At 63.4% G+C, this 23,321-nt stretch carries 21 protein-coding genes; 8 read left to right on the top strand and 13 right to left on the bottom strand.

What is annotated here, in order from left to right:
• Positions 1 to 18 precede the first annotated feature (18 nt).
• Entirely contained in the window at positions 19 to 1,194 is a 1,176-nt protein-coding gene (locus ACNAZA_RS19480; RefSeq protein WP_415798167.1) for an SGNH/GDSL hydrolase family protein, read from the top strand.
• Between the two features lie 34 nt (positions 1,195 to 1,228).
• Positions 1,229 to 1,900, top strand: coding sequence for an OmpW/AlkL family protein (locus ACNAZA_RS19475; RefSeq protein ID WP_415798166.1), 672 nt, complete (start codon positions 1,229 to 1,231; stop codon positions 1,898 to 1,900).
• 60 nt (positions 1,901 to 1,960) lie between these two features.
• Here the strand turns inward: ACNAZA_RS19475 and ACNAZA_RS19470 are convergent, their stop codons facing one another.
• The 10 genes from ACNAZA_RS19470 to ACNAZA_RS19425 form a co-directional block, all read right to left on the bottom strand.
• Positions 1,961 to 3,130 carry an acyl-CoA dehydrogenase family protein gene (locus ACNAZA_RS19470; protein WP_415798165.1) on the bottom strand — a complete coding sequence of 390 codons (1,170 nt, stop codon included), beginning with the start codon at positions 3,128 to 3,130 and terminating at the stop codon, positions 1,961 to 1,963.
• 39 nt (positions 3,131 to 3,169) lie between these two features.
• Entirely contained in the window at positions 3,170 to 4,033 is an 864-nt protein-coding gene (locus ACNAZA_RS19465) for a hypothetical protein (RefSeq protein ID WP_415798164.1), read from the bottom strand.
• Entirely contained in the window at positions 4,026 to 4,862 is an 837-nt protein-coding gene (locus tag ACNAZA_RS19460; RefSeq protein ID WP_415798163.1) for an ABC transporter permease, read from the bottom strand. Before ACNAZA_RS19460 ends, ACNAZA_RS19465 begins: the two co-directional genes overlap by 8 nt.
• Positions 4,859 to 5,737 (bottom strand): ABC transporter ATP-binding protein, encoded by an 879-nt coding sequence (locus ACNAZA_RS19455; RefSeq protein ID WP_415798162.1) that lies wholly within the window; start codon positions 5,735 to 5,737, stop codon positions 4,859 to 4,861. The genes ACNAZA_RS19460 and ACNAZA_RS19455 overlap by 4 nt, the downstream gene beginning before the upstream one ends.
• The gene (locus tag ACNAZA_RS19450; RefSeq protein ID WP_415798161.1) at positions 5,734 to 6,756 is read right to left on the bottom strand and encodes an ABC transporter substrate-binding protein; all 1,023 of its coding nucleotides are present in this window, start codon (positions 6,754 to 6,756) and stop codon (positions 5,734 to 5,736) included. Before ACNAZA_RS19450 ends, ACNAZA_RS19455 begins: the two co-directional genes overlap by 4 nt.
• A 121-nt stretch (positions 6,757 to 6,877) precedes the next feature.
• Positions 6,878 to 7,876 (bottom strand): L-threonylcarbamoyladenylate synthase, encoded by a 999-nt coding sequence (locus ACNAZA_RS19445; RefSeq protein WP_415798160.1) that lies wholly within the window; start codon positions 7,874 to 7,876, stop codon positions 6,878 to 6,880.
• Between the two features lie 11 nt (positions 7,877 to 7,887).
• Positions 7,888 to 9,057 carry a 5-(carboxyamino)imidazole ribonucleotide synthase gene (locus ACNAZA_RS19440; RefSeq protein WP_415798159.1) on the bottom strand — a complete coding sequence of 390 codons (1,170 nt, stop codon included), beginning with the start codon at positions 9,055 to 9,057 and terminating at the stop codon, positions 7,888 to 7,890.
• Positions 9,054 to 9,548 (bottom strand): 5-(carboxyamino)imidazole ribonucleotide mutase, encoded by a 495-nt coding sequence (gene purE / locus ACNAZA_RS19435; protein WP_415798158.1) that lies wholly within the window; start codon positions 9,546 to 9,548, stop codon positions 9,054 to 9,056. Before purE ends, ACNAZA_RS19440 begins: the two co-directional genes overlap by 4 nt.
• Positions 9,549 to 9,665: 117 nt before the next feature.
• On the bottom strand, positions 9,666 to 11,063 hold the full coding sequence (locus tag ACNAZA_RS19430; RefSeq protein ID WP_415798157.1) for a hypothetical protein: 1,398 nt from the start codon (positions 11,061 to 11,063) through the stop codon (positions 9,666 to 9,668).
• The gene (locus tag ACNAZA_RS19425; protein WP_415798193.1) at positions 11,060 to 12,025 is read right to left on the bottom strand and encodes an ABC transporter ATP-binding protein; all 966 of its coding nucleotides are present in this window, start codon (positions 12,023 to 12,025) and stop codon (positions 11,060 to 11,062) included. Before ACNAZA_RS19425 ends, ACNAZA_RS19430 begins: the two co-directional genes overlap by 4 nt.
• A 352-nt stretch (positions 12,026 to 12,377) precedes the next feature.
• On the opposite strand from ACNAZA_RS19425, the gene trxA reads away from it, so the two are divergent.
• The 5 genes from trxA (at position 12,378) to ACNAZA_RS19400 (ending at position 17,688) form a co-directional block, all read left to right on the top strand.
• Entirely contained in the window at positions 12,378 to 13,328 is a 951-nt protein-coding gene (gene trxA, locus ACNAZA_RS19420; protein WP_415798156.1) for a thioredoxin, read from the top strand.
• 143 nt (positions 13,329 to 13,471) lie between these two features.
• Positions 13,472 to 14,470 (top strand): nuclease-related domain-containing protein, encoded by a 999-nt coding sequence (locus ACNAZA_RS19415; RefSeq protein WP_415798155.1) that lies wholly within the window; start codon positions 13,472 to 13,474, stop codon positions 14,468 to 14,470.
• A 38-nt stretch (positions 14,471 to 14,508) separates the two neighbouring features.
• Complete coding sequence (locus tag ACNAZA_RS19410) at positions 14,509 to 15,507, top strand: DUF2157 domain-containing protein (RefSeq protein ID WP_415798154.1); 999 nt, start codon at positions 14,509 to 14,511, stop codon at positions 15,505 to 15,507.
• A complete protein-coding gene (locus ACNAZA_RS19405) occupies positions 15,504 to 17,339 on the top strand; it encodes a GDYXXLXY domain-containing protein (protein WP_415798153.1) in 1,836 nt (611 codons plus the stop codon). Before ACNAZA_RS19410 ends, ACNAZA_RS19405 begins: the two co-directional genes overlap by 4 nt.
• Positions 17,275 to 17,688: an META domain-containing protein gene (locus tag ACNAZA_RS19400; RefSeq protein WP_415798152.1), complete on the top strand. Its 414-nt coding sequence runs from the start codon at positions 17,275 to 17,277 to the stop codon at positions 17,686 to 17,688. The genes ACNAZA_RS19405 and ACNAZA_RS19400 overlap by 65 nt, the downstream gene beginning before the upstream one ends.
• Before the next feature lie 2 nt (positions 17,689 to 17,690).
• Here the strand turns inward: ACNAZA_RS19400 and ACNAZA_RS19395 are convergent, their stop codons facing one another.
• From ACNAZA_RS19395 to ACNAZA_RS19385, 3 genes are all read right to left on the bottom strand, one after another.
• On the bottom strand, positions 17,691 to 18,038 hold the full coding sequence (locus ACNAZA_RS19395) for a ribbon-helix-helix domain-containing protein (RefSeq protein WP_415798151.1): 348 nt from the start codon (positions 18,036 to 18,038) through the stop codon (positions 17,691 to 17,693).
• Positions 18,039 to 18,280: 242 nt separating this feature from the next.
• On the bottom strand, positions 18,281 to 18,862 hold the full coding sequence (locus tag ACNAZA_RS19390; protein WP_415798150.1) for a DJ-1/PfpI family protein: 582 nt from the start codon (positions 18,860 to 18,862) through the stop codon (positions 18,281 to 18,283).
• A 185-nt stretch (positions 18,863 to 19,047) separates the two neighbouring features.
• Positions 19,048 to 20,259: a mechanosensitive ion channel family protein gene (locus tag ACNAZA_RS19385; RefSeq protein WP_415798149.1), complete on the bottom strand. Its 1,212-nt coding sequence runs from the start codon at positions 20,257 to 20,259 to the stop codon at positions 19,048 to 19,050.
• 353 nt (positions 20,260 to 20,612) lie between these two features.
• Here ACNAZA_RS19385 and leuS point away from each other — a divergent pair, with 353 nt between their 5' ends.
• Positions 20,613 to 23,321, top strand: a complete 2,709-nt coding sequence (leuS, locus tag ACNAZA_RS19380; protein WP_415798148.1) for a leucine--tRNA ligase — start codon at positions 20,613 to 20,615, stop codon at positions 23,319 to 23,321.

The following is a 23,321-nucleotide window of genomic DNA, read 5'->3' as shown; positions in this document are numbered from 1 at the left end:
ACGATGGAGGACCTCATCTTGGCAAGCAAACTCAAACTCCTGGTTGCCGCACTGGCAACCGCCGGCCTGCTGGCAGCCTGTGGCGGCGGTGGCGGTGCAGATACCACCCCCAAGGCCAAGGTGACTTCGGTCAAGGTCATGGGTGACAGCCTTGCGGACAGCGGCACCTTCGGCTTCAAGTTCACGGTGCAGGGCTCGGCTCCCACCGGTGCCGGTTCCACTCCTATCTGGCCCGAGCGCATTGCCGACCAGTTCAGCCAGAGCTTGTGTGCCCACTATCGCGCGGGCGACGAGAATCTGACGACATACCAGGAGGTCGCCAGCTGCACCAACTATGCGGTGGGCGGCGGCCGTGTGAATCCGCTGGATGCACCGACATCGCCGAAGTCGGTGCTGGTGCAGATTCAGGCGGCATCCAAGGCGGGATTCGGCGCCGATGATCTGGTCATCATCGATGGCGGTGCCAATGATGCTGCGGATGTGATCGGCGCACTGATTGCTGCCGCCAGGGGCAATTCGCAGCCGCTCAATGCCATGGTGGCCTGGCTGGACTCCAAGGCGCCGGGCACGTCCACGGCGCTGATGACGCAGGCCGGGGGCGATGCATCCAAGTTTGCCGGCCTTGCCGCTGGAGCCTATCTCCAGACCCTGGCCAAGACCCTGGCCGGATCCATTGCGCAGAATGTGATCGCCAAGGGCGCCACACGGGTGGCGGTGTTGAACGTTCCTGCCATCACCAAGACGCCACGCTTTCAGATGGTCTTGGCCAGCATTGCCCAGGCCGCCGGTGGCGGTGAGACGGGCGCTGCCGCCGCCGCCAAGCAGGAAGCCGCTTTCGACTCCCTGGTGCAGGTGTTCAACACCCAGCTGGCGGCCAGCCTGTCCGGTCAATCCCAGGTGGCCCTGGTCGATTTCTACACCGAGTTCAAGAGCCAGATCAGCAACCCTGCCCAGTACGACTTCGACAATGTGAAGGACCCGGTTTGCCCTGTCACCGGCGTGGACGGTAGCGGTCTGCCCACCTATACCTTCCCCACCTGCACGGCCGCCGCTCTGAGTGCGACGCCCGGCAAGCCCAGCCCCGACTGGTGGCAGCACCATGTGTTTGCCGACAGCTTCCACCCCACGCCTTACGGCCACCAGCAGCTAAGCCAGCTGGTTGCGCGTTCGCTGTCCCAAAAGGGCTGGCTGTAATCACGATCCGCAATAACAACAAGGAGAGACATCTATGAAAAACACCATGCGGATCGCGACGGCCGTGGCGGCACTGGCAGCCTGTGGCCTGGCCAATGCCCAGACGGCAGGCTCCTGGCTGGGGCGGGTGGGCGTCACCCATCTGGCCCCCGATGTGGACAGCGGCAATCTGTCGGCCCCGTCGTTTCCCAACACCAAGGTCGATGCCAAGAGCAGCACCCAGCTGTCAGGCGGCATCACCTATATGTTGACCGACAACCTGGCCCTGGATGTGCCGCTGGCAACGCCTTTCAAGCATGATCTGGTGGGCGATGGCGCGATTGCCGGTGTGGGCAAGCTAGGCAGCACCAAGGCGATTCCTGCCACGCTGTTGTTGCAGTACCGCTTCAACGCGGCCAATGCCAGCTTTAGGCCCTATGTGGCAGCGGGCGTGACCTATGCCCACTTCTTTGGTGAAAAGACCACGGCCACGCTCAACGGCCTGACCGGCGGCACCCAGGCCAACCCGACCACGGCCAAGGTGGACGACAAATTCGGCGTGCTGGCGCAGCTGGGCTTTGTCTACAACTTCAACGAGCGCTGGTTTGTGGATGCCTCCTATTCCAAGAGCTTTCTGAAGACCAGGATCCATCTGTCCTCGGGTCAAAGCATCAGTGTCAAGCTCAACCCGAATGTGTTTTCGTTGGGCGTGGGCTACCGCTTCTAAACGCCTTGGCAGCAAGCAGAAAAATCCGGGCTGTGCCCGGATTTTTGCGTGATGGGTTGCTCAGTTGTAATTCAGCGCCGAAGGCTCTTCGCCATACACGGCCCAGCGGCCCAGGGCCTGCAGCTTGTAGTCCAGCGGGTCGTGCAGGGTATGGGTGCGCACATTGCGCCAGAAGCGGTCAAAGCCCAGATCGGCATGCGTGCCGCGCGAGCCCACCACATCAAACATTTCCTGTGTGGCGAACAGCGTGCTGCGGTGCGCCATGACCTTGGCTTCAAACACGGCAATCGCCACTGCTGCCTGCTCCTGGCTGCCGAGGCTGTCACCTTGAAGCCAGGCTTTTTGCAGCAGTGCGGCCGCGTGATCGGCCATCAGCGCGGCGGCCGAGATCTGGGCCTGCATCTCGCCCATGCGGCGCAGCAGATAGGGGTCGTCCGTGGCGCGCTCCACGGTGGATCCCATCCAGGGCTTGGCATGCTGCAGCGCATAGTCACGGGCCTGTTGGCGCGCGCCCTGGGCCACGCCCACAAACAGATTGACCAGCACCAGCTGGGCCAGGCAGTTGCGCAAGGTGTGGAACGCGCTGGTGCTGGCCGCTTCATCGCGCATTACGGCGCTGGTGGGCAAATACACCTGGGTGAACTGCACGGAGCCGCTATCGGTCTGGCGCTGGCCCATGGGGTTCCAGTCGTCCTTGACGGCAATGCCGGGGGCGGCGGTTTCGAGCAAGCCCAGCACCGGCTGGGAATGACCTTCTACACGGGCCGATACGGTCAGGTAGTGGGAGCCGCGCGTGCCCGAGCAAAAGCCCTTGGTGCCATTGAGTTCATAGCCTGGCGCTGCGGCCGTGTGGACCAGAGGTTGAGCTTGCAGCCGTGTGTCGCGCGGATTGAGCGCATTGCCCCACCAGCCGTTTTCATCCGTGGTGCGTCTCAGCCAGCCGTGCTGCTGCTGTGGCGACCCATAGATCAGCACCGTGGCGACCTGTAGCTGGTGGAAGGCCAGCACATGGGCCAGCGCACTGTCTACCGCTGCCAGGGCGCGGATGTGGTGGTAAATATCGGGCCAGCTGCGCTCGTCGCCGCCATGCTGAAGCGGCACGGCCAGACGCAGCAGGCCGGCATCGCGCAGCAGCGCTTTTTCATGTGCTGCGTGGCCGCCCTGGCGGTCGCGGGCAATCGCGGTTTTTTCGACGGTGGAGAGAACGTCTTTGAAGGCGCAAGAGAACATGGGGAAACAATCAAGAATCTGAAGAAGCCAGGTCTGCCATCAGTGGCAGATGGCGCCGTCTTCCAGCAACGACGCTTCCAGCGCAATCGTGCTCACACGGTTGTTGAACGCCTGCTGCTGCTGGCCGCTGGCGCGCCATTGCCGCAGGCTTTGCTGTAGCCATTGGGCCGACTGCTCATCTTTGCTGCGCAGCGTGATGTCGGCCTGCGTATCGGGTGCAAAGTGCTGGCCCAGCCGGGCATAAAAGCGCCAGGATGGCTGCGTCAACAAACGGGTGATGACGGCCGGCGTATCGGCCAGCAAATCGCACCGGCCGACCAGAAAGTCGCTGATGGCGTGAATGGACGACGGTGCTATCTGCGGCTGCAAGCCACGGGCCAGCAGGGACTGGGCCGAAGCCAGGCCCTGGCCCAGACATACGCTGGGGCCGGCCGTGGTCTTGCGCGCCGCTGGCTCGAACAACTGCCAGTAGCCGGGTGCAAAGCTGCGCCAGCGCGCCGCTTGCTGCTTGAGCGACACCAGTTGCAGACCGGGCTCGGCATAGCTGTTTGCGGTCTGCGGGGCGGCGTTTTCAAAACGCATGCCTTGCAGCGCGATATCTGCCTGTTGCACGGATGTCAGCTGTACGCGCACGCCCAGCTGCCGGCCCAGCCACTGGGCCAGGGCCTGATCGAGCACATCCGGCTCCGGCGGCAGCGGATCATGGGGCAGCGAGGGGCGCGAATAGCTGCGCAAAGTCAGCTTGAGCACGCCTTGCTGCTGTGCCTGCGCCAGTATCGGACCGGGTCTGGCGCTGGAGTGTGCGGGCAGCGAGGGCCAGAAACAAGCCAGAGCCACGGCCGTCACCGCCGCAGTGCAGGAGAGCGCCGCAGCCGCCGTGCTGACGGGGCTGCGCTTACTCATGAAACTCCAGCCCGTTGCGCCAGCGCGTCAGCCGCTTTTCCAGCAAGGCCAGCACATAGTTGAGCGCCAGACCCAGCAAGGCTAGCAGTACGATGCCGGCATACATGCTGGGAATCTGGAAGATCTCCTGCGAGTTCAGCGTCAGAAAGCCCAGACCCGCATGCGAACCTATCATCTCAGCCGCCACCAAGGCGGTGATGGAGTAGGCCCCGGCCAAGCGAATGCCAGTGAAGATGGAAGGCGCAGCGGCCGGCAAGATGACCTTGAAGAAGATGAAGCCGCGTGTGGCACCCATGGACAGCGCCGAGTGAATCAGCAGCTTTTCCACCTGCTTGACGCCGCTGATGGTATTGAGCAGTACGGGCCAGAAAGCCGCCCAGAAAATGATGGCGATCTTGGAGGCTTCGCCAATGCCGAAGAACAGCAGAAATACCGGAAACAAAGCCAGAGCCGAGACCTGTCGAAACAGCTGCAGAAGAGGATCGACGAAGGCTTCAAAGCGGCGTATCACACCCATCAGCAGGCCCAGACTCACGCCGGCCAGAATGGCCAGGGACAGGCCCGCCAGCGAACGCTGCAGACTGGCGAAGATGTGCTTGTTCAGCTGTCCGGTTTCTATCAGCTGGGCGATGGCGGCCAACACGGCAGAAGGCGGGCTCAGAAAGGCCGAGCTGACGATGTCGGCACGCGGCAGAAACTCCCAGACTGCAAAAAACAAGAGCAGGCAAGTCAGGCGCTCCAACCACTTTGCGCTCAATTTCCACAAATCCAGGCCCGAGCGGAAGGTGAGGGCGGCGCGGGGGCTTGCCGGGGCGGTCGACTCGGTCATACGGCAAATCCTCGCAAGGCCAGGGAATAGTCGGGGGCGCTGGGCGTGATGGGTGCCAGAGGTTGCTGGCGGTGGCCGCTGGCGAAGGCGACCTCGTCGCGCAGAATGTCCCAAGCCTGCTCGCGCAGTTGCACAAAAGCCGGCGAGTGGCGGATTTCCGCAGGCCGGGGGCGGGCCAGCGGCACTTCCAGAATGGACTTGATGCGGCCGGGGCGGTGCGTCATCACCGCCATGCGGTCCGACAGGTAAATCGCTTCATCCAGGCTGTGGGTGATGAAGACGATGGTGGTCTTGTGCTGCTCCCAGATGCGCAGCAGCTCGGATTGCAGAATTTCACGGGTTTGTGCATCCAGCGCGGCGAAAGGCTCGTCCATCAGCAGCAGGCTGGGCGAGTAGGCCAGCGCACGCGCAATCGCCACACGCTGGCGCATGCCGCCGGACAGCTCATGCGGATAGCGGTGGCCAAAACCGTCCAGTCCCACCAGGTGCAAAAAATGCTCGGACGTCTGCCGGCGCTCGCGTCGCGGCACCTGGCGAATCTCCAGCCCCATCTCTATGTTCTGCAGCACGTTGCGCCAGGGAAACAGCGCATAGCCCTGAAACACCACGCCTTGCTGGCGGTTGATGCCGCTGGCTGCCTGCCCGTCTATGTCTATGCTGCCGCCCGTCTTGCGGGCCAGGCCGGCCAGTACATTCAAAAACGTGGATTTGCCGCAGCCCGAAGGGCCCAGGATGGTGAAGAACTCGCCTTCTCGAATGTCGAGATTGAAGTCCTGCAGCGCCGAGATCTGCTGCTTGCGCCCTCGATCATCGGCAATGGAGAAGTCCATGCGCACATCGCGTGCCTGGATCTTGATGGCAGGGCTCCCGCTCATGCCGTCGTTCCCTTGGCAAAGGGGTTGAATTCGTTGGTGTACACGTCCTTGACCGAGACCTTGCCCGGCTGCAGCTTGCCTTCGCGCTCCAGCACGTCGATGTAGTACTGGATGGGCGGTTCGGTGATGATCTGGTCGTCCACATAGGCATAGCGCTCCACATGCCTGAGCTCCATGCCCAGGCGCTCGGCTGTGTACTGGCGCGCTTCGTCGGTATGGGCGTTGACCCAGTTGCCGGCCTTGGCGATGGCCGTGACCACATCGCGCACCGCCTGCGGATTCTCGCGGGCGAACTTGCCGTTGACGCTATAGGGCGACATGCCGCCAAGGCCCCGGTCCAGGTCGTAATCGCTCCACAGGCGCAGCAGCTCGGGGTTGGCCTCGGCACCGCCAGAGTGTGGCGGGTGGATGATGGCCAGATCCACGTTCTTGCTGAGCACGGCCTGCTCGTTCTGGTTGTCGGGAACGACCAGAAAATTGATCTTGTTCACATCCGCGCCATGCTCGCGGAAATAGGTCTTGGAGACGAACTCCGCGCAAGCGCCAAAGCTGTTGAAGCCAATGGTCTTGCCTTCCAGATCCTTGGGCGTGCGGATGGCGGAATCCTTGCGCACAAAGTACTTCATGTGCGGCGCTTCCTGCAGCGTCTTGCTGCCGGCGGCAATCACTTTCATATCGGCGCCGGCGGCAATCGCCGAAATCACCAGGGGCACCATGCGGGCGCCAAAGTGGATGTCGCCCGTGCCCACCAGGGGAATGATCTGCGGCGCGGCGACCTTGCCTATGTAGTTGGGACGGGTGGAGCTGCCCTCGAAATAACCCAGGCGGTCGGCCAGATAGATCAGATCGAAAGACGGGTTGTCCGGGTAGTTGAACGGCACGACCTTGCTGCCGTTCTGGGCCAGCTTGCCCGAGGGCGAGCTGCTTGCCGAGTTGTCCGAGCGGGAGCAGGCCGCGAGGCCCAGAGAAGCCGAGCTGATGAAGAGAAGCTTGCCAATCGCGTCGCGGCGGGTACCCATGGTTCTGACCTTTGATGTTGCAGTTGATGCATCAAAGGTTAGAGAAAGCTGCTAATAAAGAAAACGAATAAAAATTTGTATCTTTACTTTGAATTTAGCTAAAGAGCCGGCTTTTGGCGGTTCAACCCGCTGCGGCGGCGCGCTGCAGGCGGTCGCGCACGCCTTCCCAGGCTGGCGTGTCGGGTGGGGTTTCGATCCAGATCAGCTGGGCGCCGATTTCGTCAAAGTCACGCAACATGCCGAACAGCTCGCGGGCCGCTTCCAAGGCCTGCTGGGGCATGGCGCGTAGCGTGATGGCCGGGGATGCGCACTTCAGCGGGCTGCGGTGATAGACCGCGATGTGCTTGCCTTCGCGGCCCAGAATGTCCAGCGCCGATTGCAGTTGCTTGGCGTCCATGAGCCGCACTTTGGCATTCGGTGCGTAATGCGCCAAAAGCGTGCCTGACGCACGTGGAGTATGCGTTGGAAGCTCATCTTTCGAGAGCGGCCGCAAGCCGCAAGCCCGTTGGATGTCGTCGCGCGTGATGGAGCCTGGGCGCAGCAGCACGGGCACGCCGCGCGTGCAGTCCACTATTGTTGATTCAATGCCGACTTCGCAGGCGCCGCCGTCCAGCACCAGCAACTCGTCGCCAAACTCGGTGGCTACGTGTTGGGCCGTGGTGGGGCTGACGCGACCGAACTTGTTGGCGCTGGGGGCGGAGACACCCCAGACCGGGGGCTGGAGCTGCTGGCAGGCTTTGAGCACGGCGTGCGCCACGGGGTGGGACGGGCAGCGCAGGCCCACGCTGTCCTGACCGCCGGTCGACGCCTTGGCGGCCTGGGGCAGGCGCGGCAGGATCAAGGTAAGTGGCCCCGGCCAGAACGCGTCGATCAGTTGCTGGGCAAAGACCGGTACCTGCTTGGCATAGCGGGTGATGGCGCCGGCGTCGGCCACATGCACGATCAGCGGATGGTTGGCTGGCCGGCCCTTGGCGGCAAAGATTTGCGCCACGGCAGCATCGTTGTCGCTGTCGGCGGCCAGACCGTAAACCGTCTCGGTGGGCAAGCCCAGCAGTTGCCCGTTTTGCAGGGCGGCGGCGGCGGCTTGTACCGATGCGTCCAGCTTTCCATCCAGAATCACGTGTCGTCCTCTTAAAACGCAGGGATGCCGAGGATTTCGGCGGCCTTCAGCGCCGTGGCGCGCACCTGCTCGGGTGTGGCGGCGGTGATGTTCAGGTGCCCCATCTTGCGGGCACGCTTGGCATCGACCTTGCCGTACAGATGCAGATGGCAGCCGGGCAGGGCCAGGATCTGATCCCAGGCCGGAGCCACGGGCGTGTCGCCGCCGTCCTTGAACCACAGGTCGCCCAGCAGGTTGAGCATGATGGTGGCGCTGTGCTGGCGCGGTTGCACCAGGGGCAGATTGGTCATGCAGCGCACTTGCAGCTCAAACTGCGACACGTCCAGCGCGTTCTGGCTGTAGTGGCCGCTGTTGTGCGGGCGTGGGGCAATTTCGTTGACCACCAGCTGCTCGTTGTCCAGCACAAAGAATTCCACGCACAGCACGCCGACATAGTCCAGGCCGATTGCTACGGATTTTGCAGCTGTAATCGCTTGTTCCACTTGCGTTGCAGGCAGATTTCCCGCGTAAACCTCGGTCACGGCCAGAATGCCGTCGCGGTGCAGATTGCGCTGCACAGGCAGGTTGACGATGGTGCCGTCACGGCCACGGGCCACGATGACCGAACATTCGTGGGCCAGCGGCAGCATCTTCTCCAGCACGCAGGCCACGCGGCCCAGCTCGTCCCAGCCGGCAATCAGCTCGGCGCGGGTCTTGACGCGGATCTGGCCCTTGCCGTCATAGCCCATGCGGGAGGTTTTCAGGATGCCGGGCAGCAGCGCGTCATTGACGGCGGCCAGCTGCTCGGGGGTCTCGATCACGGCGTAAGGCGCGCAGGGCACGCCGCACTTCACGAAATGGGCTTTTTCGGCTGCGCGGTCCTGGGCAATCGCCACGGCGGAGCCGGCAGGCGAGACGGGCAGGCTGGCCGCGAGCTGGTTGAGCGCTGCGGCAGGCACGTTCTCGAATTCGGTGGTCACGGCAGCGCAGACACTGGCCAGTTCGGTCAGGCCTTGCGGGTCCTCATAGCCGGTGCGTATGTGCTGGTGGCTTACCAGACCTGCGGGGCTGGTGGCATCCTGGTCCAGCACGGCGGTGAAATAGCCCATGGACTGGGCGGCATGGGCAAACATGCGACCCAGCTGGCCGCCGCCCAGCACGCCCAGCGTGGCGCCAGGGAGAATGACTTGCTTGTCGTTCATTCGTTCACCGGCAGCGTCATATTGCGGGCGGCTTCGGTCTGCTCGACGCGGAAGGCATCGAGCTTGGCGCGCAGGGCCGGGTCTTCATTGGCCAGCAGGGCCACGGCAAACAGGGCGGCGTTGGCGGCACCGGCATTGCCGATGGCAAACGTGGCCACGGGCACGCCCTTGGGCATTTGCACGATGGAGTGCAGCGAATCCACGCCTTGAAGGTGGCGGCTGGCCACGGGCACGCCCAGCACGGGCACGGTGGTCTTGGCGGCAATCATGCCGGGCAGGTGGGCGGCGCCGCCGGCACCGGCGATGATGGCCTTGATGCCGCGATCGGCAGCAGCTTCGGCAAAGCGGAACATGTCGTCCGGCATGCGGTGGGCCGACACGACCTTGGCCTCGAAGGCGATACCGAATTGCTGGAGGATGGCAACTGCGTGCTGCATGGTGTCCCAGTCGCTGCTGGAACCCATGACCACGCCAACTTGGATGGGGTTCATGTTCTTCAGGGCGCTGCCGCCCGGCCTAGTGGAACCCCCGATTTTACGGTTTTAGCATTGGCAGCGGCAGCAGCGGGTTAGTTGCGCGGCCGCCAAGGGCCGCTTGGGGGGCTGTGCTCAGACTCCGTGGGCCCGGTTCTCGCGCGCAAAGCCCAGCACCCGGTCGCGGAAGACATAGATCACCCAGCCCAGCGCCAGCAGCGTCTGCAGTCCCAAAGACAGCCAGGGCAGCCAGCCGAGCCCGTCGCCGAGGTGGCGGGAGTCCGTGCTGGCGTAGAGCATGGCGAGGACGGGCTGCACCAGCATGGCGCCGGCATGGCCGGCCACGCCGTAAGCCAGCAGGGGCGCGGCGATGCTGATGATCAGCCAGGCGATGACAAAGGCTGCCATGGGGGATTTGAGCTTGCCCGCCAGCAGGGCAAAGCCGGTAAGCAGCAGGCAGTCGCGCAGCAGTTGCAGACAGAAAAACAAGGTGAAGCCGGCCGGGATGCCGTCCTTGGCGAATTCCGGCGGGGCGGGCGTGAACAGCAGCAGCGCGGAAGCCGCAAAGCCCAGGGCCAGGCTGACGGGCCACAGCGGCAGGGCTTCGAACATTTCGCGCCAGCGGCCCCGGCTGGCCGACCATTGCACCTGGCGCCAGGCGCGCAGTTGCTGGTTCATATGTTGCAGGGCGATATAGACCGTGCCCAGAATGGCCAGCCAGGCCGTGCTGCTCCAGAAGGCCGTAACACCCAGGTTGAAGGTGCCGCCGGCAAACCAGCCGCTCACGGCCAAGCCCAGAGGCCAGGCCCAGGGCAGGGTGCGCATGTCCAGTCGCGTGCACAGCTGGCGCCACAGCGCCAGCAGGCCCAGACCCAGCACCTGGGCGCCAAACAGATAGGCCATGCCCAGGCTGCCCACATTGAGGCCCCACCAGAGCACGGGCCCGCCGCTGTCGTCGAACAGCTGCTGGTAGAAGCGGCCCAGAAACGGTCCGGGCAGGAAAAACAGCAGCAGCAAGGGCAGCAGCGCCGCCCGGCGGCGGTTGACGGGGATGTCGTGCTGGCCCCAGCTCATCAGCACCGAGTTCATGGCCCAGCTTTGCAGCGCCAGACCCCAGAGCACGGCCAGTCCAACGGTGTGCCAACCCGCGTACTGGGCCGGCACCCAGGTGGCGGAGACGAACAGCAGGGCCAGTGCAAACCACAGCGTATACAGCCAGGCGGGCAGGGCCGCGCCCAGCAGCTTGCCCCAGGCCATCTGCCAGGGCGAGAGAGCCGACAGGCGCTGCCAGTCCCAGGTGTTTTGGTTGGCTTCCTCGCTCAGGCTGCGCCCGGCCAGCACGCTGCCGTACAGCGCTGCCGCGGCCCACAGGCCGACCAGGGCGGTCGTGCCCAGCGCGCCCCCACGATTCTGGGCTGAGGCCAGCGTCAGCGGCAGTAGCAGGATCAAAGCAGTAAAGCCCAGGCTCCAGGCCAGCAGCGAGGGGCGCCAGTTGAGCCAGAGCTGGCGCTGAAATTCGGGGTTGCGCATCATGGCTGCTCCTGGTTCTGTGCCGCTTGGGCGTTGCGGGCATAGCGGTCCTGCAGGCGCTCGCGCACCGGGGCCAGGGCGGCGACGGGAATGCCGGCCTGAACCAGTCCGGCCAGCCAGTCGGCGCGTGCGGCGCGCGCGGCGGGCAGCCACAGCTGAATCGGGCGGCTGCCGCTGGCGTCGAAATCCTGCAGCGTCACGCCTTGCAGGGCCTGGCGCAGCAAGGCTTCGAACCCGGCGGTCTGAAGCGGCGCGGCAATCTCCAGCGCATACAGCACGGAAGGTTCTGCCGCTTGCGCCGTCGCGGAAAGGGTGGGGCCGGCCTGCAGTGCCTCATGGCTTTCAATGCGACCGCTGCGAATGCTCAGGATGTGGCTGCAGTACTCATCGAGTTCGCTGAGTATGTGGCTGGAGACCACCAGCGTCATGCCCTGGGCCTGCAAATGACGAAACAGCTGCGAGAGCTGGCCGCGGGCATCCGGGTCCAGGCCGCTGGCCGGTTCGTCCAGCAGCAGCACGCTGGGCTGGTGCACGATGGCCTGGGCAATCGCCACCCGCTGGCGCTGCCCGCGCGAAAGTTCGGTGGGGTAGCGCTGCAGCAAGTCCGCCAGCCCCAGCTGGGCCGCCACCTGTTGCACGCGGGCGGCGACCTGGCTTTCGGCCACGCCCATGGACAGGGCCGAGTACTGCAGGCAGCGGGTCACGCTGAGGCGGTCGTACAGGCCGTAGAAATCGGACAGATAGCCCAGGTGCCGGTGCACCTCGCGCGGCTGCTCCTGCACCGACAGGCCTTTGACCCGGATCTGGCCCGACAGCGGCTGATCCAGCCCTGCAATGCAGCGCATCAGCGTGGATTTGCCCGCGCCATTGGGGCCGACCAGCGCTGTCACGCTGCCGGCGTCTATCTTCAGGCTGACCCCGTCGAGCGCGCGATGGCCCGGGTACTCAAACACCAGTTGTGACACTTCAATCAAGACGGTGCTCCTTGGGCGGCGGGATGCATGAAGCGCCAATATAGCGGAGCGCCTGCGCGGGCCGCGCTATTCAAGCTCTCAAAAAATGAGCTTTCAGCGCTTGTTCTGTCTTGATTTCCAAAGAAAACAGCCTGACTTGCTCTTGAATCCTGCGCAGGAAGCTTCCATTTCAAGAGCAAAGACCTGAAGCCTGTCAGCCTAAGCTCTGGGGCTGCGGATTTGCGTGGAGAATTGCGCATCGCCTCCAAGGCCTTGCTGCAGGGCTAGGAACCGGGTTTTGAGAATCATCACGGCGTGCAGCCCGCCACGGCGTCTGCACGTCAAGCCATCGCTTGGGAATCACATGATTGACGTCACCATAGAGAATTTTGAAGCCGAAGTTGTTGCCGCCTCCACGCAAGTGCCGGTGCTGGTGGACTTCTGGGCGCCCTGGTGCGGCCCTTGCAAGACGCTGGGCCCGGTGCTGGAGAAGCTGGAGACGGATTACGAAGGCCGCTTCACGCTGGCCAAGATCGACTCCGACCAGGAGCAGCAACTGGCCGGCATGTTCGGCATCCGTTCCATTCCCACCTGCGTGCTGATGATCGACGGCAAGCCCGTGGACGGCTTCATGGGTGCCCAGACCGAAGGCCAGCTGCGCGCGTTTCTGGACAAGCACCTGCCCTCGGCTGGCGAGCTGGCGGCCGAGGCCGAAACCGACGAAGCCCATGCCCTGCTGGAGTCTGGCGACACCGCTGCCGCACTGCAAAAGCTGGCCGATGCCCTGGCCAGCGACCCCGGTAACGACGATGCCCGTTTTGACTATGTACGCCTGCTGATTGCCACCGGCGGTTTTGAAGAAGCCCGCGCTCTGCTGGCCGAGCCCATCAAGCGCATTCCTCAGCCGTTGCGCTTTGAAGCCCTCAACCAGTGGCTGCAGGCGCTGGAATTTGCCATGACCGGCGACAACGCCGACATCGCCCGCTATGACGCGGCGATTGCCGCCAACAAGCGCGACTTCGACGCCCGCTTCGACCGCGCTCGCGGCCTGCTGGCGCACAGCCAGTGGACGCAGGCCATGGACGAGCTGCTTGAAATCATCATGCGCGACAAGGAGTGGAACGGTCAGGCCGCTCGCAAGCTGTTTGTGGCCATTCTCGAGCTGCTGACGCCGCCCAAGCCCAAAAAGCAGGATGCCGTGCCCGGCAAGACGGCTGGCGGCATCGAGCTGGTGGGCAAGAACAGCGCCGAGCAGGACGAGGCCACGGCCATGGTCAACAGCTACCGCCGCCGCCTGAGCATGGCTTTGAACTGAGGCTCCCCCTGAGGCGCTTTGCGCCTTCCCCCTCTCTCAACGCGGGGGGGAGGATGCCTCCGCCTGGGCGGCCTCGCCTCGATGCGGCTCTTGCTCGGCGTCCCTGACTTTTGTATGCGCCAGTTTTTGACATGCAGGGATCAATGAATCAGATTCTTTCCACGGCCTTTAACGGCCTGTTTTTGTATCTGGGGCTGGCGCTGGCATTCATGGTGTTGGCCGGCGTGCTGCGCTCGCCGCGCTTCAAGGGCTGGCGGGGCGAACGGGCAGCGCAGAGCATGATTCGGAAAAAGCTCGATCCGCAGGTCTATGTGGATTTGCACAACATCACCTTGCCCACCGCGGATGGCAGCACGCAGATAGACCATCTGATTTTTTCGCCTTACGGCCTCTTTGTGCTGGAGACCAAGAACTACCAGGGCTGGATTTTTGGCGGCGAGCACCAGGCGCTGTGGACACAGCAGATCTACAGAAAACGCAGCAAATTCCAAAACCCGCTGCGCCAGAACTACAAGCACACCAAGGCCTTGCAAGAGCTGCTGGGCATTTGTGCCGAGCAGGTGCATTCGGTCATCGCCTTTGTGGGCGACTGCGAGTTCAAGACCGTGATGCCGCCCCGTGTCACGCGTGGCGACGGCTTTGTCAGCCATATCCAGAGCTTTACTCAGACGGTGTGGAGCCCTGAGCAAATGCAGGATCTGCTGGACAAGCTCGAAGCCATTCGTCTGCAATCCGGTCGCGCCACGGATAAGCAGCATGTGACGCATATGAAGGCGTTACAGGCCGCCAAGTCGCAACCCAAGTCAAAGGTGCAGACCAAGACGGCTGCGCGGCCCAAGCCTGAACCTGTGGCAGAGCCCGTAAAGCCGTCGCCGCCCGATGTGGTCGATATCTTGCGGGAGTCGGTGGCTGCTGCGATTGTGGCGTTGCCGGTAAATGTCCAGCCCGAGCGACCCGCACCAGCATCTGCCCGCCTTCCTGCAGCTGTCCAGCGTGTGAATGAGGTGCGCGAATGCCCGCAGTGCACCTGGCCGCTGCGCAAGCTGGTGATGCAGCGCGGCCCGCTGGCCGGGCAGGGCGTCTGGCGCTGCACCAATACGGCAGCTTGCAGCTTTGTGCAAGAGGAAACGTCACAAGACTGATTTGTCAGAGTCCGCGCTTGCCATGCATGATGGGCTGATTGAACAGAAAGCATGTGATGGACCCCAATCTGTACCAAGCCTCCCAGCCACTGGTGCCCAACCAAGAGCGCGTGGCGCGGCTCTATCAACTGGCGGTGTCTCCGCGCAACCTGCAAACCATGGAAGCGCGTGTGCGTACCGGCCTGCTGCTGGTGGCGGCCCTGCTGCTGGGCTGTGGTCTGATCTTCTGGATTGCGGCCAACTGGCAGGAACAGTCCCGCCTGTTCAAACTGAGCCTGATTGAAGCTGCGCTGGCGGCATCTGTGCTGACCGCCTGCCTGTGGCCACGCATGCGGGTGGCGGCGCTGTTCTGCGCCACGCTGGTGCTGGGCGGTTTGCTGGCTTTTGTGGGGCAGACCTATCAGACCGGGGCCGATGCCTGGCAGCTGTTTGCCGTGTGGGCCGCGCTGTCGCTGGTCTGGGTTGGCATGTTGCGCAGCGACTGGCTGTGGCTGCTGTGGGTGCTGATTGTGGCGCTGGGCATTGTCATGTGGATGGGGCGGCTGGACTGGTGGGACGTGCTGTTCCTCGGCAATGGCTCGCAATTTGTCAGCTGGCTGAACATCGGCCTGTGGCTGGCGCTGCTTTGCGTGCCCACACTGGTGTCGCTGCTGCCTTGGCTGCGTGTGCAGGGCGGCATGGGCTGGTGGTCGCACCGCGCGGCACTGGCCTGTGCGCTGGCTGTGTGGAGCAGCATGTTTGTGGCGCAGATTTTTGATTTTGAGGCGCGTGGCACAAAGGCTGTGCTGGCCTGCACGCTGGCCCTGGTGGTCGTCAGTCTGGTGCTGTCGCTGCGCGGGCGTTTTCAGGACTATGTCTCGCTCTGCCTGGCCACGCTGGCAGTCAATGTGCTGCTGCTGTCGGCGGCGGCCCGGGTTCTGGTTCGTGCGGATATTGAGGGGCTGCTGATTTTTGGTTTGGTGGGGCTGGCTTGTCTGGGCGGCTCGGTGCGCTGGCTGATGAGCGTGCAGCAGCGTATGCGGGAGGAGCAGGTATGAAGCATTTTTCATCTCAGCCTCACTGGTGGCCTGCCGCGCAGCAGCAAGGGTTGGTGCAGGGGGAAGCTGCGCCCGCTGATGCCCATGAGCCCTCGGTACTGGTCATTGTCATGGCCATGTTGGGCGTGCTGGTCTGCATGGTCCCACTGCTTGCCTTTGCGTTTTTGGGGTTGGGCGAAGAGATATTTTTAGGTAATGGCGGCATGGTTCTGGGCCTGCTGGCATTGGCCGGTGGCGGTGCCTTGCTGCGCAGCGGGCCACAGGCTTTTGCGGGCTGCGCGGGGCTGGTGCTATGGCTGCTGGGCGAAGCGCTGTTGCTGATCAATCTGGGTATCGATCACCCGGAGTCCCGCTCCTACCTGCTGATGGCTTGTGTGTTGGCGGCTGCCCTGCAGATGCTGGGGGCCTGGCTGTCCCCCGCGCGCTGGATTCAGACCATCATGGGCGTGGGCTGGGCGGTAGCCACCCTGGTTTTCTTCATGGTGCTGCAAAGCTGGTTGCCGTGGCTGTTGCCGCTGCAGCTCGATAGCCTGCTGCTGGTGGCACTGTGGGGGCTGTGGCTGTGGGCCGAACCCGCCCGACTGGCCCAGCCTCGGCAAGGCTGGGCACAGACTCGCTGGGCGGTGTTTGCCGATGCCGCAATCGTCGGGGTGCTGCTGTTCATCGCCAAGGGCAGCTACGGCAATGACTGGCTGGATGTGCAGGCGCAGATACGCTGGAACGATGGCTGGGAAAAAATCTGGAGCTGGGCTTTTGTTGCCGCGCGCTGGCTGTCTGCGGCAGAGGTACTACTGGCTACGGCGCTGTTGGTTCGCATCTGGCGCGGCCGGGGCCTGCTGCAAGCCCGCATGTCGGCATTGTTGGTGCTGGTGGGGACTTTGCTGGCTGTGTGCGCATGGTTTCGTGCGGACCTGGGAGTCATTGCCCTGATTGCCGCCGCCGCCCTGCTGGCTGGGCGCTGGCGCATTGCTTTGTTGTGCGCGCTGCTGGGCCTGGTGGTGCTGAGTCAGTTTTATTACGAGTCGCACTGGTCGCTGGTCATCAAAGGCGTTGGCGTGGCCGTACTGGGTGCGGTGCTTCTGGCAGGCGTGTTGGTGCTGCGCCAGCGCACTGCCGCCGATGCGCTGGCGCAAGCCGGGCAGCCACAGCCCCTGTTACAAGCGCGCAGCAACAAGGTGCAGCTGGCCTGGATGCTGGCGGGCGCGGTGCTGGTGTTTGGCGCGGTCAATTGGGATGTGCGCGGAAAAGAGCAAGTCATTGCCCACGGCCAGCGCATTCTGGTGCCGCTAGTCCCCGTGGACCCGCGCTCTCTGATGCAGGGCGACTATATGGCGCTGCGCTTTGATCTGCCGCCCGTGGTCCACGAAGGGCTGGAAGATATCGTCGCACCCACAGCCTATGTGCGTGCTGCTGTCGATGCTCAGGGCATTGTCACGGTAAAGGCTCTGGTGGCCGACCGCAAGCAGGCTGGCGCGGGCGAGGTGATCTTGCCGCTCAAGCGGCTCAAAGGGCAGTGGGTGCTGGTGACCGATGCCTACTTCTTCCCCGAAGGGCAGGGCACGCATTTTGAAAGCGGCAAATACGGTGACTTTCGCGTGCTGCCCGACGGTCGCGCTTTGCTGGTGGGGCTGGCCGATGCCGAGGGCAAGCTCATAGAGCCTTTGCCCAGTGGCTCCATCTGGAGCAGGAAAACCGGGGCTGATGCCATCAGCCCCAGCGAGCGCGCCGCTGAAGAGCAGACCGAGACGGCCGTAGAGACGGCAGAAAATGCGCAGGAGCAAGTGCAGCGGGCTGCAGAAAACGCCCTGGAGCCGCAGAAGCCGCGCCCATAGCCGCCCCACATTGCACCACCCCTGTTTGGCCTGGGTGCATTCCGGCAGAAATTGGCCGGGGCCAACGGGGTATGTCACCAATCAGCAAAAAGCTTCTTACGAGGCTGTTTTCATAACGATAGGGAGACAATGCAATGAACCGACTGGCAGCCAAGGCCGCCATCATGCAACCGGCTGCGGGGCCGCTATAGCCTTGATGGGCGCGACCTGCATGGCCTGTGTGCAGGGGCGACTTAGGGAGCAGGCATTTCTCAGTACGCTGGCGAAGGTCAGCAGCTTTGCGGTGCAGGGTCAGCTGGTGCTGACCGATGCCGATGCTCAGGCGCTGCTGCGCTTTGAGGCGGTGTAGCGTCAGTGTGCAAGGGATGTAGCCCCGCGTCCGGGGGCGCTGGTCAGCGAGCGCACCGGTATGCCCATGTCCTGCGGAATCTCCCCCGACAGCTGCATCGCTAGATAGCGGGTGCAGCACACGCGCAAAAAAGAGCTGAAGTTATCCACCGCGCCCCGCTCGGCGATCAGTTCGTCATAGAGTCTGGTGCATAGCTGCGGCACGCTGAATCCATCGCGGGTGGCGATTTCCTCCAGCACCTGCCAGAACAGGTTTTCCAGCCGGATGCTGGTCGCCACCCCGTGCAGGCGGATGGAGCGGGCCCGGTGGCTCCAGAGTTGTGGGTCGGCGCTGATAAAGACCTGGCACATGGCGCGGCTCTCCAAAACAAAACCGAGCCATGGTGTGGCCCGGTTTGCATGCAGTCAAGAGGCAGACTCTTGAATTGATAGTTGCTTGTGCTTGATGGGTAGGCGACTAAGGCCTTTTTGAAGAGAAAATTATCTCCCGTGAAGCATGCGCCAAGCCAGGGATGCCGAGCAAGGGCCGCCCCTTACGCTTAGGGCATCGTGCCCCTCCCGCGTAGCGAGAGAGGGGGAAGGCGCAAAGCGCCTCAGGGGGTGATTTTGGTTCCCAGCAAGGCCAGGAACTGCGCAATCCATGCCGGGTGTGCCGGCCAGGCGGGGGCGCTGACCAGATTGCCTTCGGTATGGGCCTGATCGACGGGGATGTCGGCATAGGTTCCGCCGGCCAGTTCCACCTCGGCGCGGCAGGCCGGGTAGGCGGAGCAGGTGCGGCCCTTGAGCACGCCGGCGCCGGCCAGCAGTTGCGCGCCATGGCAGACGGCGGCCACGGGCTTGTTGGTGTCGAAGAAATGGCGCACGGCAGCACGCACGCTTTCATAGCCGCGCAGATATTCGGGGCCGCGGCCGCCGGGAATCACCAGCGCGTCGTAATCGGCAACTTTCACCTCGGCAAACGTGGCGTTGAGCGTGAAGTTATGGCCGGGCTTTTCGCTATAGGTCTGGGCGCCTTCAAAGTCGTGAATCGCGGTCTTGATCTGGTCGCCGGCTTTTTTGTCGGGGCAGACGGCGTGCACCGTGTGGCCCACGGCCAGCAGGGCCTGGAACGGCACCATGGTCTCGTAGTCCTCGCAGTAGTCGCCGCAAATCATCAAAATCTTCTTACCTGCCATGGTCTGTCTCCTTTGTAGGTGGTCTGGCCATTGTGGGCAGGCAAGGGTCGTAGCAGGTGTTAATGGGCTACTACATTGCCAAGTCACCAGTGAGGAGGCGCGGGGGGCAGCAAGCAAGGGCCGCCCCGCAGCGTGGCTGCCGTCCCCCTCCCGCAAAGCGAGAAAGGGGGAAGGCGCGAAGCGCCTCAGGGGGTGGGCATGGAATAGTGCATGCCGTAGTCCGACGAGCGTTGGTAGAGCTTGAGGCCGAACTGCGGCAGCATGGCGATCAGGTGGTCGAAAATTTCGCCTTGCACGGCTTCGTACTCCACCCAGATGGTGGTGTTGGTATAGCAATACAGCTGCAGCGGCACGCCCTGGGGCGATGGCTCCAGCGTGCGGGCCAGCAAAAACATGCCCGGCCCCTGGTGAATGCGCGGGTGGGCCAGCAGATAGGCGTAGGCATAGGCCTTGAAAGCGGCCAGATTGCTGACCTGGTCGGGGGCGATCAAATGGCCGCTTTGGGCCGTGATGGTGCCGGGCTGGGCATCGTCCACGGCGCGCAAGCCGGCTTTTTCACTCCAATAATCACGCAGTAGCGCAATGCCGGAGAGCGTATGTTGCTCCTCTTTAGAGAGCAGATGAATGCTGTGGGCGTCTATGGACAGCGAGCGCTGAATACGGCGCCCGCCCGACTCGAACATGCCGCGCCAGTTCTTGAAGCTGTCCGTCATCAGCCGCCAGGTGGGAATGGTGGTGATGGTCTTGTCGAAGTTTTGCACCTTGACCGTGTTGAGCGCGATATCGGTCACAAAGCCATCGGCGCCCACCTGGGGCATTTCTATCCAGTCGCCCACGCGCAGCATGTCGTTACTGCCCAGTTGCACGCCGGCGACAAAGGACAGGATGGTGTCCTTGAATACCAGCATCAGCACCGCCGACATGGCGCCCAGGCCTGAGAGCAGCAGCAGCGGCGAGCGGTTGAGCAGGGTGGCGACGATGAGCACGCCGGCAAAACTGCAGATCAGCAGCTTGCCCAGTTGCACATAGCTTTTGATGGAGTGGGTGGAGGTGGCCTTACGGGCCTCCTTGCGGTCATGGGCCTCGTTCATGGCATTGAGCAGATTGCACAGCGCCCGGGCCAGGTGATAAATGGTGAAGCTACCGGCCAGATTGGTGATGACATTCGTCCAGCTGGCCTGCATAAAAGGCACGCCGTGGATGCCGAACTGCACGATCAGCGAGGGAATCACCTTGGCCAGGCGGCGCAGCACCTTGTCGTGCAAAAAGACCTGGGCCCAGTCGGTGTTGAGCGTCTCGCGCATATGGTGAAACGCACGCGGCACCAGCCACTGGGACAGCCAGCCTGCAATCAGGGCCGCCAGGGCCAGCAGGCACAGGCCGGCGGCGGTTTGCATGGCGGGGTCCCAATCGGAAAGCGAAAACCATGAGGAAAGCAACCAAAGCTCCTTGGGGGTAGAGAGAGGGGGTAGGGGAGAAGGAGTCGCGGGCCAAAGACCTGGCGGCGAACCGAGAGTCCGTGTTGGAGCCTGAGCCCGCAGGGAAGTTCAGTCCAAAGCATACGCAAGAGCGCTTTTCTCAGTGATTTGCCTCACTAAACACGTTCTAAACGCCGGCGCTAAGGCGCACCGGGTTTTGCGGTCATGAAGGGCTAAAGCTGCACAAGCGGGCGGGGGGCCTAAAATCCTCGGTTAATTCCGGATTTCCACCTTGTCGGTGCCCATGGGGCCACCGGCCACCGCTAAGCACCATGCAAGAAAAGTACAACCACATTGAGGTCGAGCGCGCAGCGCAGGGCCACTGGATCGCCAACGACGCCTACCGCGTCACCGAAGACAACAGCAAGCCCAAGTACTACGCCTGCTCCATGCTGCCCTACCCCAGCGGCAAGCTGCACATGGGCCATGTGCGCAACTACACCATCAACGACATGCTCGCGCGCCAGTTGCGCATGAAGGGCTTCAACGTCTTGATGCCCATGGGCTGGGATGCCTTCGGCCTGCCCGCTGAAAACGCGGCGCTCAAGAACAAGGTGCCGCCCGCCCAGTGGACGTACGACAACATCGCGTACATGAAAAAGCAGATGCAGGCCATGGGCCTGGCCATCGACTGGAGCCGCGAAGTCGCCACCTGCGACCCCGAGTACTACAAGTGGAACCAGTGGCTGTTCCTGAAGATGCTGGACAAGGGCATTGCCTACCGCAAGACCCAGGTGGTGAACTGGGACCCGGTGGACCAGACCGTGCTGGCCAACGAGCAGGTGATTGACGGCCGTGGCTGGCGCACCGGCGCGCTGGTGGAAAAGCGCGAGATCCCCGGCTACTACCTGGCGATCACCAACTATGCGCAAGAGCTGCTCGACCATGTGCAGATGGGCAACGACAAGGCCACGCTGACCGGCTGGCCCGACAAGGTGCGCCTGATGCAGGAAAACTGGATCGGCAAGAGCGCCGGCGTGCGCTTTGCGTTCACGCACGACATCAAGGGTGCTGACGGCAACTTGATTCAAGACGGCAAGATGTATGTCTTCACCACCCGTGCCGACACCATCATGGGCGTGACCTTCTGCGCCGTGGCGCCCGAGCATCCGCTGGCCCAGCACGCTGCGGCAGGCAAGCCCGAGCTGGCTGCCTTCATCGAAGAATGCAAAAAGGGCGGCACGACCGAGGCTGAACTGGCCGTCAAGGAAAAGGAAGGCAAGCCCACGGGCCTGTTCGTCACGCACCCCATCACCGGCGCGCAAGTCGAGGTGTGGATCGGCAACTATGTGCTGATGAGCTATGGCGATGGCGCCGTGATGGGCGTGCCCGCCCACGACGAACGCGACTTTGCCTTTGCCAACAAGTACAGCCTGCCCATCAAGCAAGTGGTGGCTGTCGAAGGCCAGACCGCTTATGACGACAAGCAGTGGAGCGACTGGTATGGCGACAAGGAACGCGGTGTACTGATCAACTCCGGCGAGCTCAACGGTCTGAGCTATCAGGATGCCGTGCAGGCCGTGGCCCAAATTCTGGGCGACAAGGGTCTGGGCGAGCTCAAGACCACCTGGCGCCTGCGCGACTGGGGCGTGAGCCGTCAGCGCTACTGGGGCACGCCCATCCCTATCATCCACTGCGAAGACTGCGGTGCCCAGCCCGTGCCCGAGAAGGATCTGCCGGTCGTGCTGCCGCAGGATCTGGTGCCGGACGGCTCCGGCAATCCGCTGATCAAGAGCGAAGCCTTCCACGCCGGCGTGGTCTGCCCCTGCTGCGGCAAGAGCGCCCGCCGCGAGACCGACACCATGGACACCTTCGTGGACAGCTCCTGGTACTTCATGCGCTATTGCGACGCCAAGAACAGCGAGCAAATGGTGGGTGACGGCGCCGACTACTGGATGCCGATGGATCAATACATCGGCGGCGTGGAACATGCCATCCTGCACTTGCTGTACGCACGCTTCTGGACCAAGGTGATGCGCGATCTGGGCCTGCTCAAGATCGACGAGCCTTTCACCAAGCTGCTGACTCAGGGCATGGTGCTCAACCACATCTACAGCCGTCGCACGGCCAAGGGTGCCAAGGAGTACTTCTGGCCCAAGGATGTGGAGCATGTGTTCGACGACACCGGCAAGATCATTGCTGCCAAGCTCAAGGTGGAAGTGGACAGTGCCGACGGCCTGCTGCCCGTGGGAACCACCATCGACTACGAGGGCGTGGGCACCATGTCCAAGTCCAAGAACAACGGTATCGATCCGCAGGAGCTGATCGAGAAGTACGGCGCCGATACCGCCCGCCTGTACACCATGTTCACCGCGCCGCCCGAGCTGACGCTGGAGTGGAACGATGCCGCCGTGGAAGGCAGCTACCGTTTCCTGCGCCGCGTCTACAACTTCGGCGCCAAGCTGTCGGCCATGGACATGGCGGCTGCCATCTCCAGCGCAGCCGGTGCCAAGTCGCTGGACGATGTGGAGTTCGGCAAGGCGGCCAAGGCCTTGCGCCTGGAAATCCATACCGTGCTCAAGCAGGTCGAGTACGACTACTCGCGCATGCAGTACAACACCGTGGTCTCCGGCGCCATGAAGATGATCAATGCGCTGGAAGACTTCAAAGCCCTGGACGATGCCGGTGCCAAGGTGGCGCTGATCGAAGGCTTTGGCATCTTGCTGCGCGTGCTCTACCCCGCCACCCCCCACCTGTCCCATGTGCTGTGGAGCGAGCTCGGTTATGCCGGCAAGCTGGGCGAGCTGCTGGATGCCGCCTGGCCCGAGGTGGATGCCAAGGCACTGGTGCAGGACGAGATTCAGCTCATGCTGCAGGTCAACGGCAAGCTGCGCGGAGCCATCCTGGTGCCTGCCGCCGCCGACAAGGCCGCCATCGAAGCTGCCGCGCTGGCCAATGAGGACTATCTGAAGTTCGTCAACGGTGCCACACCCAAGAAGGTCATCATCGTTCCCGGCCGTCTGGTGAATGTGGTGATCTGA

The sequence above is a fragment of the Comamonas aquatilis genome (assembly GCF_965139575.1).
Classification (GTDB): domain Bacteria; phylum Pseudomonadota; class Gammaproteobacteria; order Burkholderiales; family Burkholderiaceae_C; genus Comamonas; species Comamonas aquatilis.
The sequence above is the reverse complement of the archived record's forward strand: the minus strand, read 5'-3'. Positions and strand labels throughout refer to the sequence as shown.

Excerpts from the sequence above, each read along its gene's own strand:
- ACNAZA_RS19475 (WP_415798166.1), top strand. The coding sequence starts at position 1,229 with ATGAAAAACACCATGCGGATCGCGACGGCCGTGGCGGCACTGGCAGCC.
- ACNAZA_RS19470 (WP_415798165.1), bottom strand. The coding sequence starts at position 3,130 with ATGTTCTCTTGCGCCTTCAAAGACGTTCTCTCCACCGTCGAAAAAACC.
- ACNAZA_RS19465 (WP_415798164.1), bottom strand. The coding sequence starts at position 4,033 with ATGAGTAAGCGCAGCCCCGTCAGCACGGCGGCTGCGGCGCTCTCCTGC.
- ACNAZA_RS19460 (WP_415798163.1), bottom strand. The coding sequence starts at position 4,862 with ATGACCGAGTCGACCGCCCCGGCAAGCCCCCGCGCCGCCCTCACCTTC.
- ACNAZA_RS19455 (WP_415798162.1), bottom strand. The coding sequence starts at position 5,737 with ATGAGCGGGAGCCCTGCCATCAAGATCCAGGCACGCGATGTGCGCATG.
- ACNAZA_RS19450 (WP_415798161.1), bottom strand. The coding sequence starts at position 6,756 with ATGGGTACCCGCCGCGACGCGATTGGCAAGCTTCTCTTCATCAGCTCG.
- ACNAZA_RS19440 (WP_415798159.1), bottom strand. The coding sequence starts at position 9,057 with ATGAACGACAAGCAAGTCATTCTCCCTGGCGCCACGCTGGGCGTGCTG.
- purE (WP_415798158.1), bottom strand. The coding sequence starts at position 9,548 with ATGAACCCCATCCAAGTTGGCGTGGTCATGGGTTCCAGCAGCGACTGG.
- ACNAZA_RS19430 (WP_415798157.1), bottom strand. The coding sequence starts at position 11,063 with ATGATGCGCAACCCCGAATTTCAGCGCCAGCTCTGGCTCAACTGGCGC.
- trxA (WP_415798156.1), top strand. The coding sequence starts at position 12,378 with ATGATTGACGTCACCATAGAGAATTTTGAAGCCGAAGTTGTTGCCGCC.
- ACNAZA_RS19415 (WP_415798155.1), top strand. The coding sequence starts at position 13,472 with ATGAATCAGATTCTTTCCACGGCCTTTAACGGCCTGTTTTTGTATCTG.
- ACNAZA_RS19405 (WP_415798153.1), top strand. The coding sequence starts at position 15,504 with ATGAAGCATTTTTCATCTCAGCCTCACTGGTGGCCTGCCGCGCAGCAG.
- ACNAZA_RS19400 (WP_415798152.1), top strand. The coding sequence starts at position 17,275 with ATGCGCAGGAGCAAGTGCAGCGGGCTGCAGAAAACGCCCTGGAGCCGC.
- ACNAZA_RS19395 (WP_415798151.1), bottom strand. The coding sequence starts at position 18,038 with ATGTGCCAGGTCTTTATCAGCGCCGACCCACAACTCTGGAGCCACCGG.
- ACNAZA_RS19390 (WP_415798150.1), bottom strand. The coding sequence starts at position 18,862 with ATGGCAGGTAAGAAGATTTTGATGATTTGCGGCGACTACTGCGAGGAC.
- ACNAZA_RS19385 (WP_415798149.1), bottom strand. The coding sequence starts at position 20,259 with ATGCAAACCGCCGCCGGCCTGTGCCTGCTGGCCCTGGCGGCCCTGATT.
- leuS (WP_415798148.1), top strand. The coding sequence starts at position 20,613 with ATGCAAGAAAAGTACAACCACATTGAGGTCGAGCGCGCAGCGCAGGGC.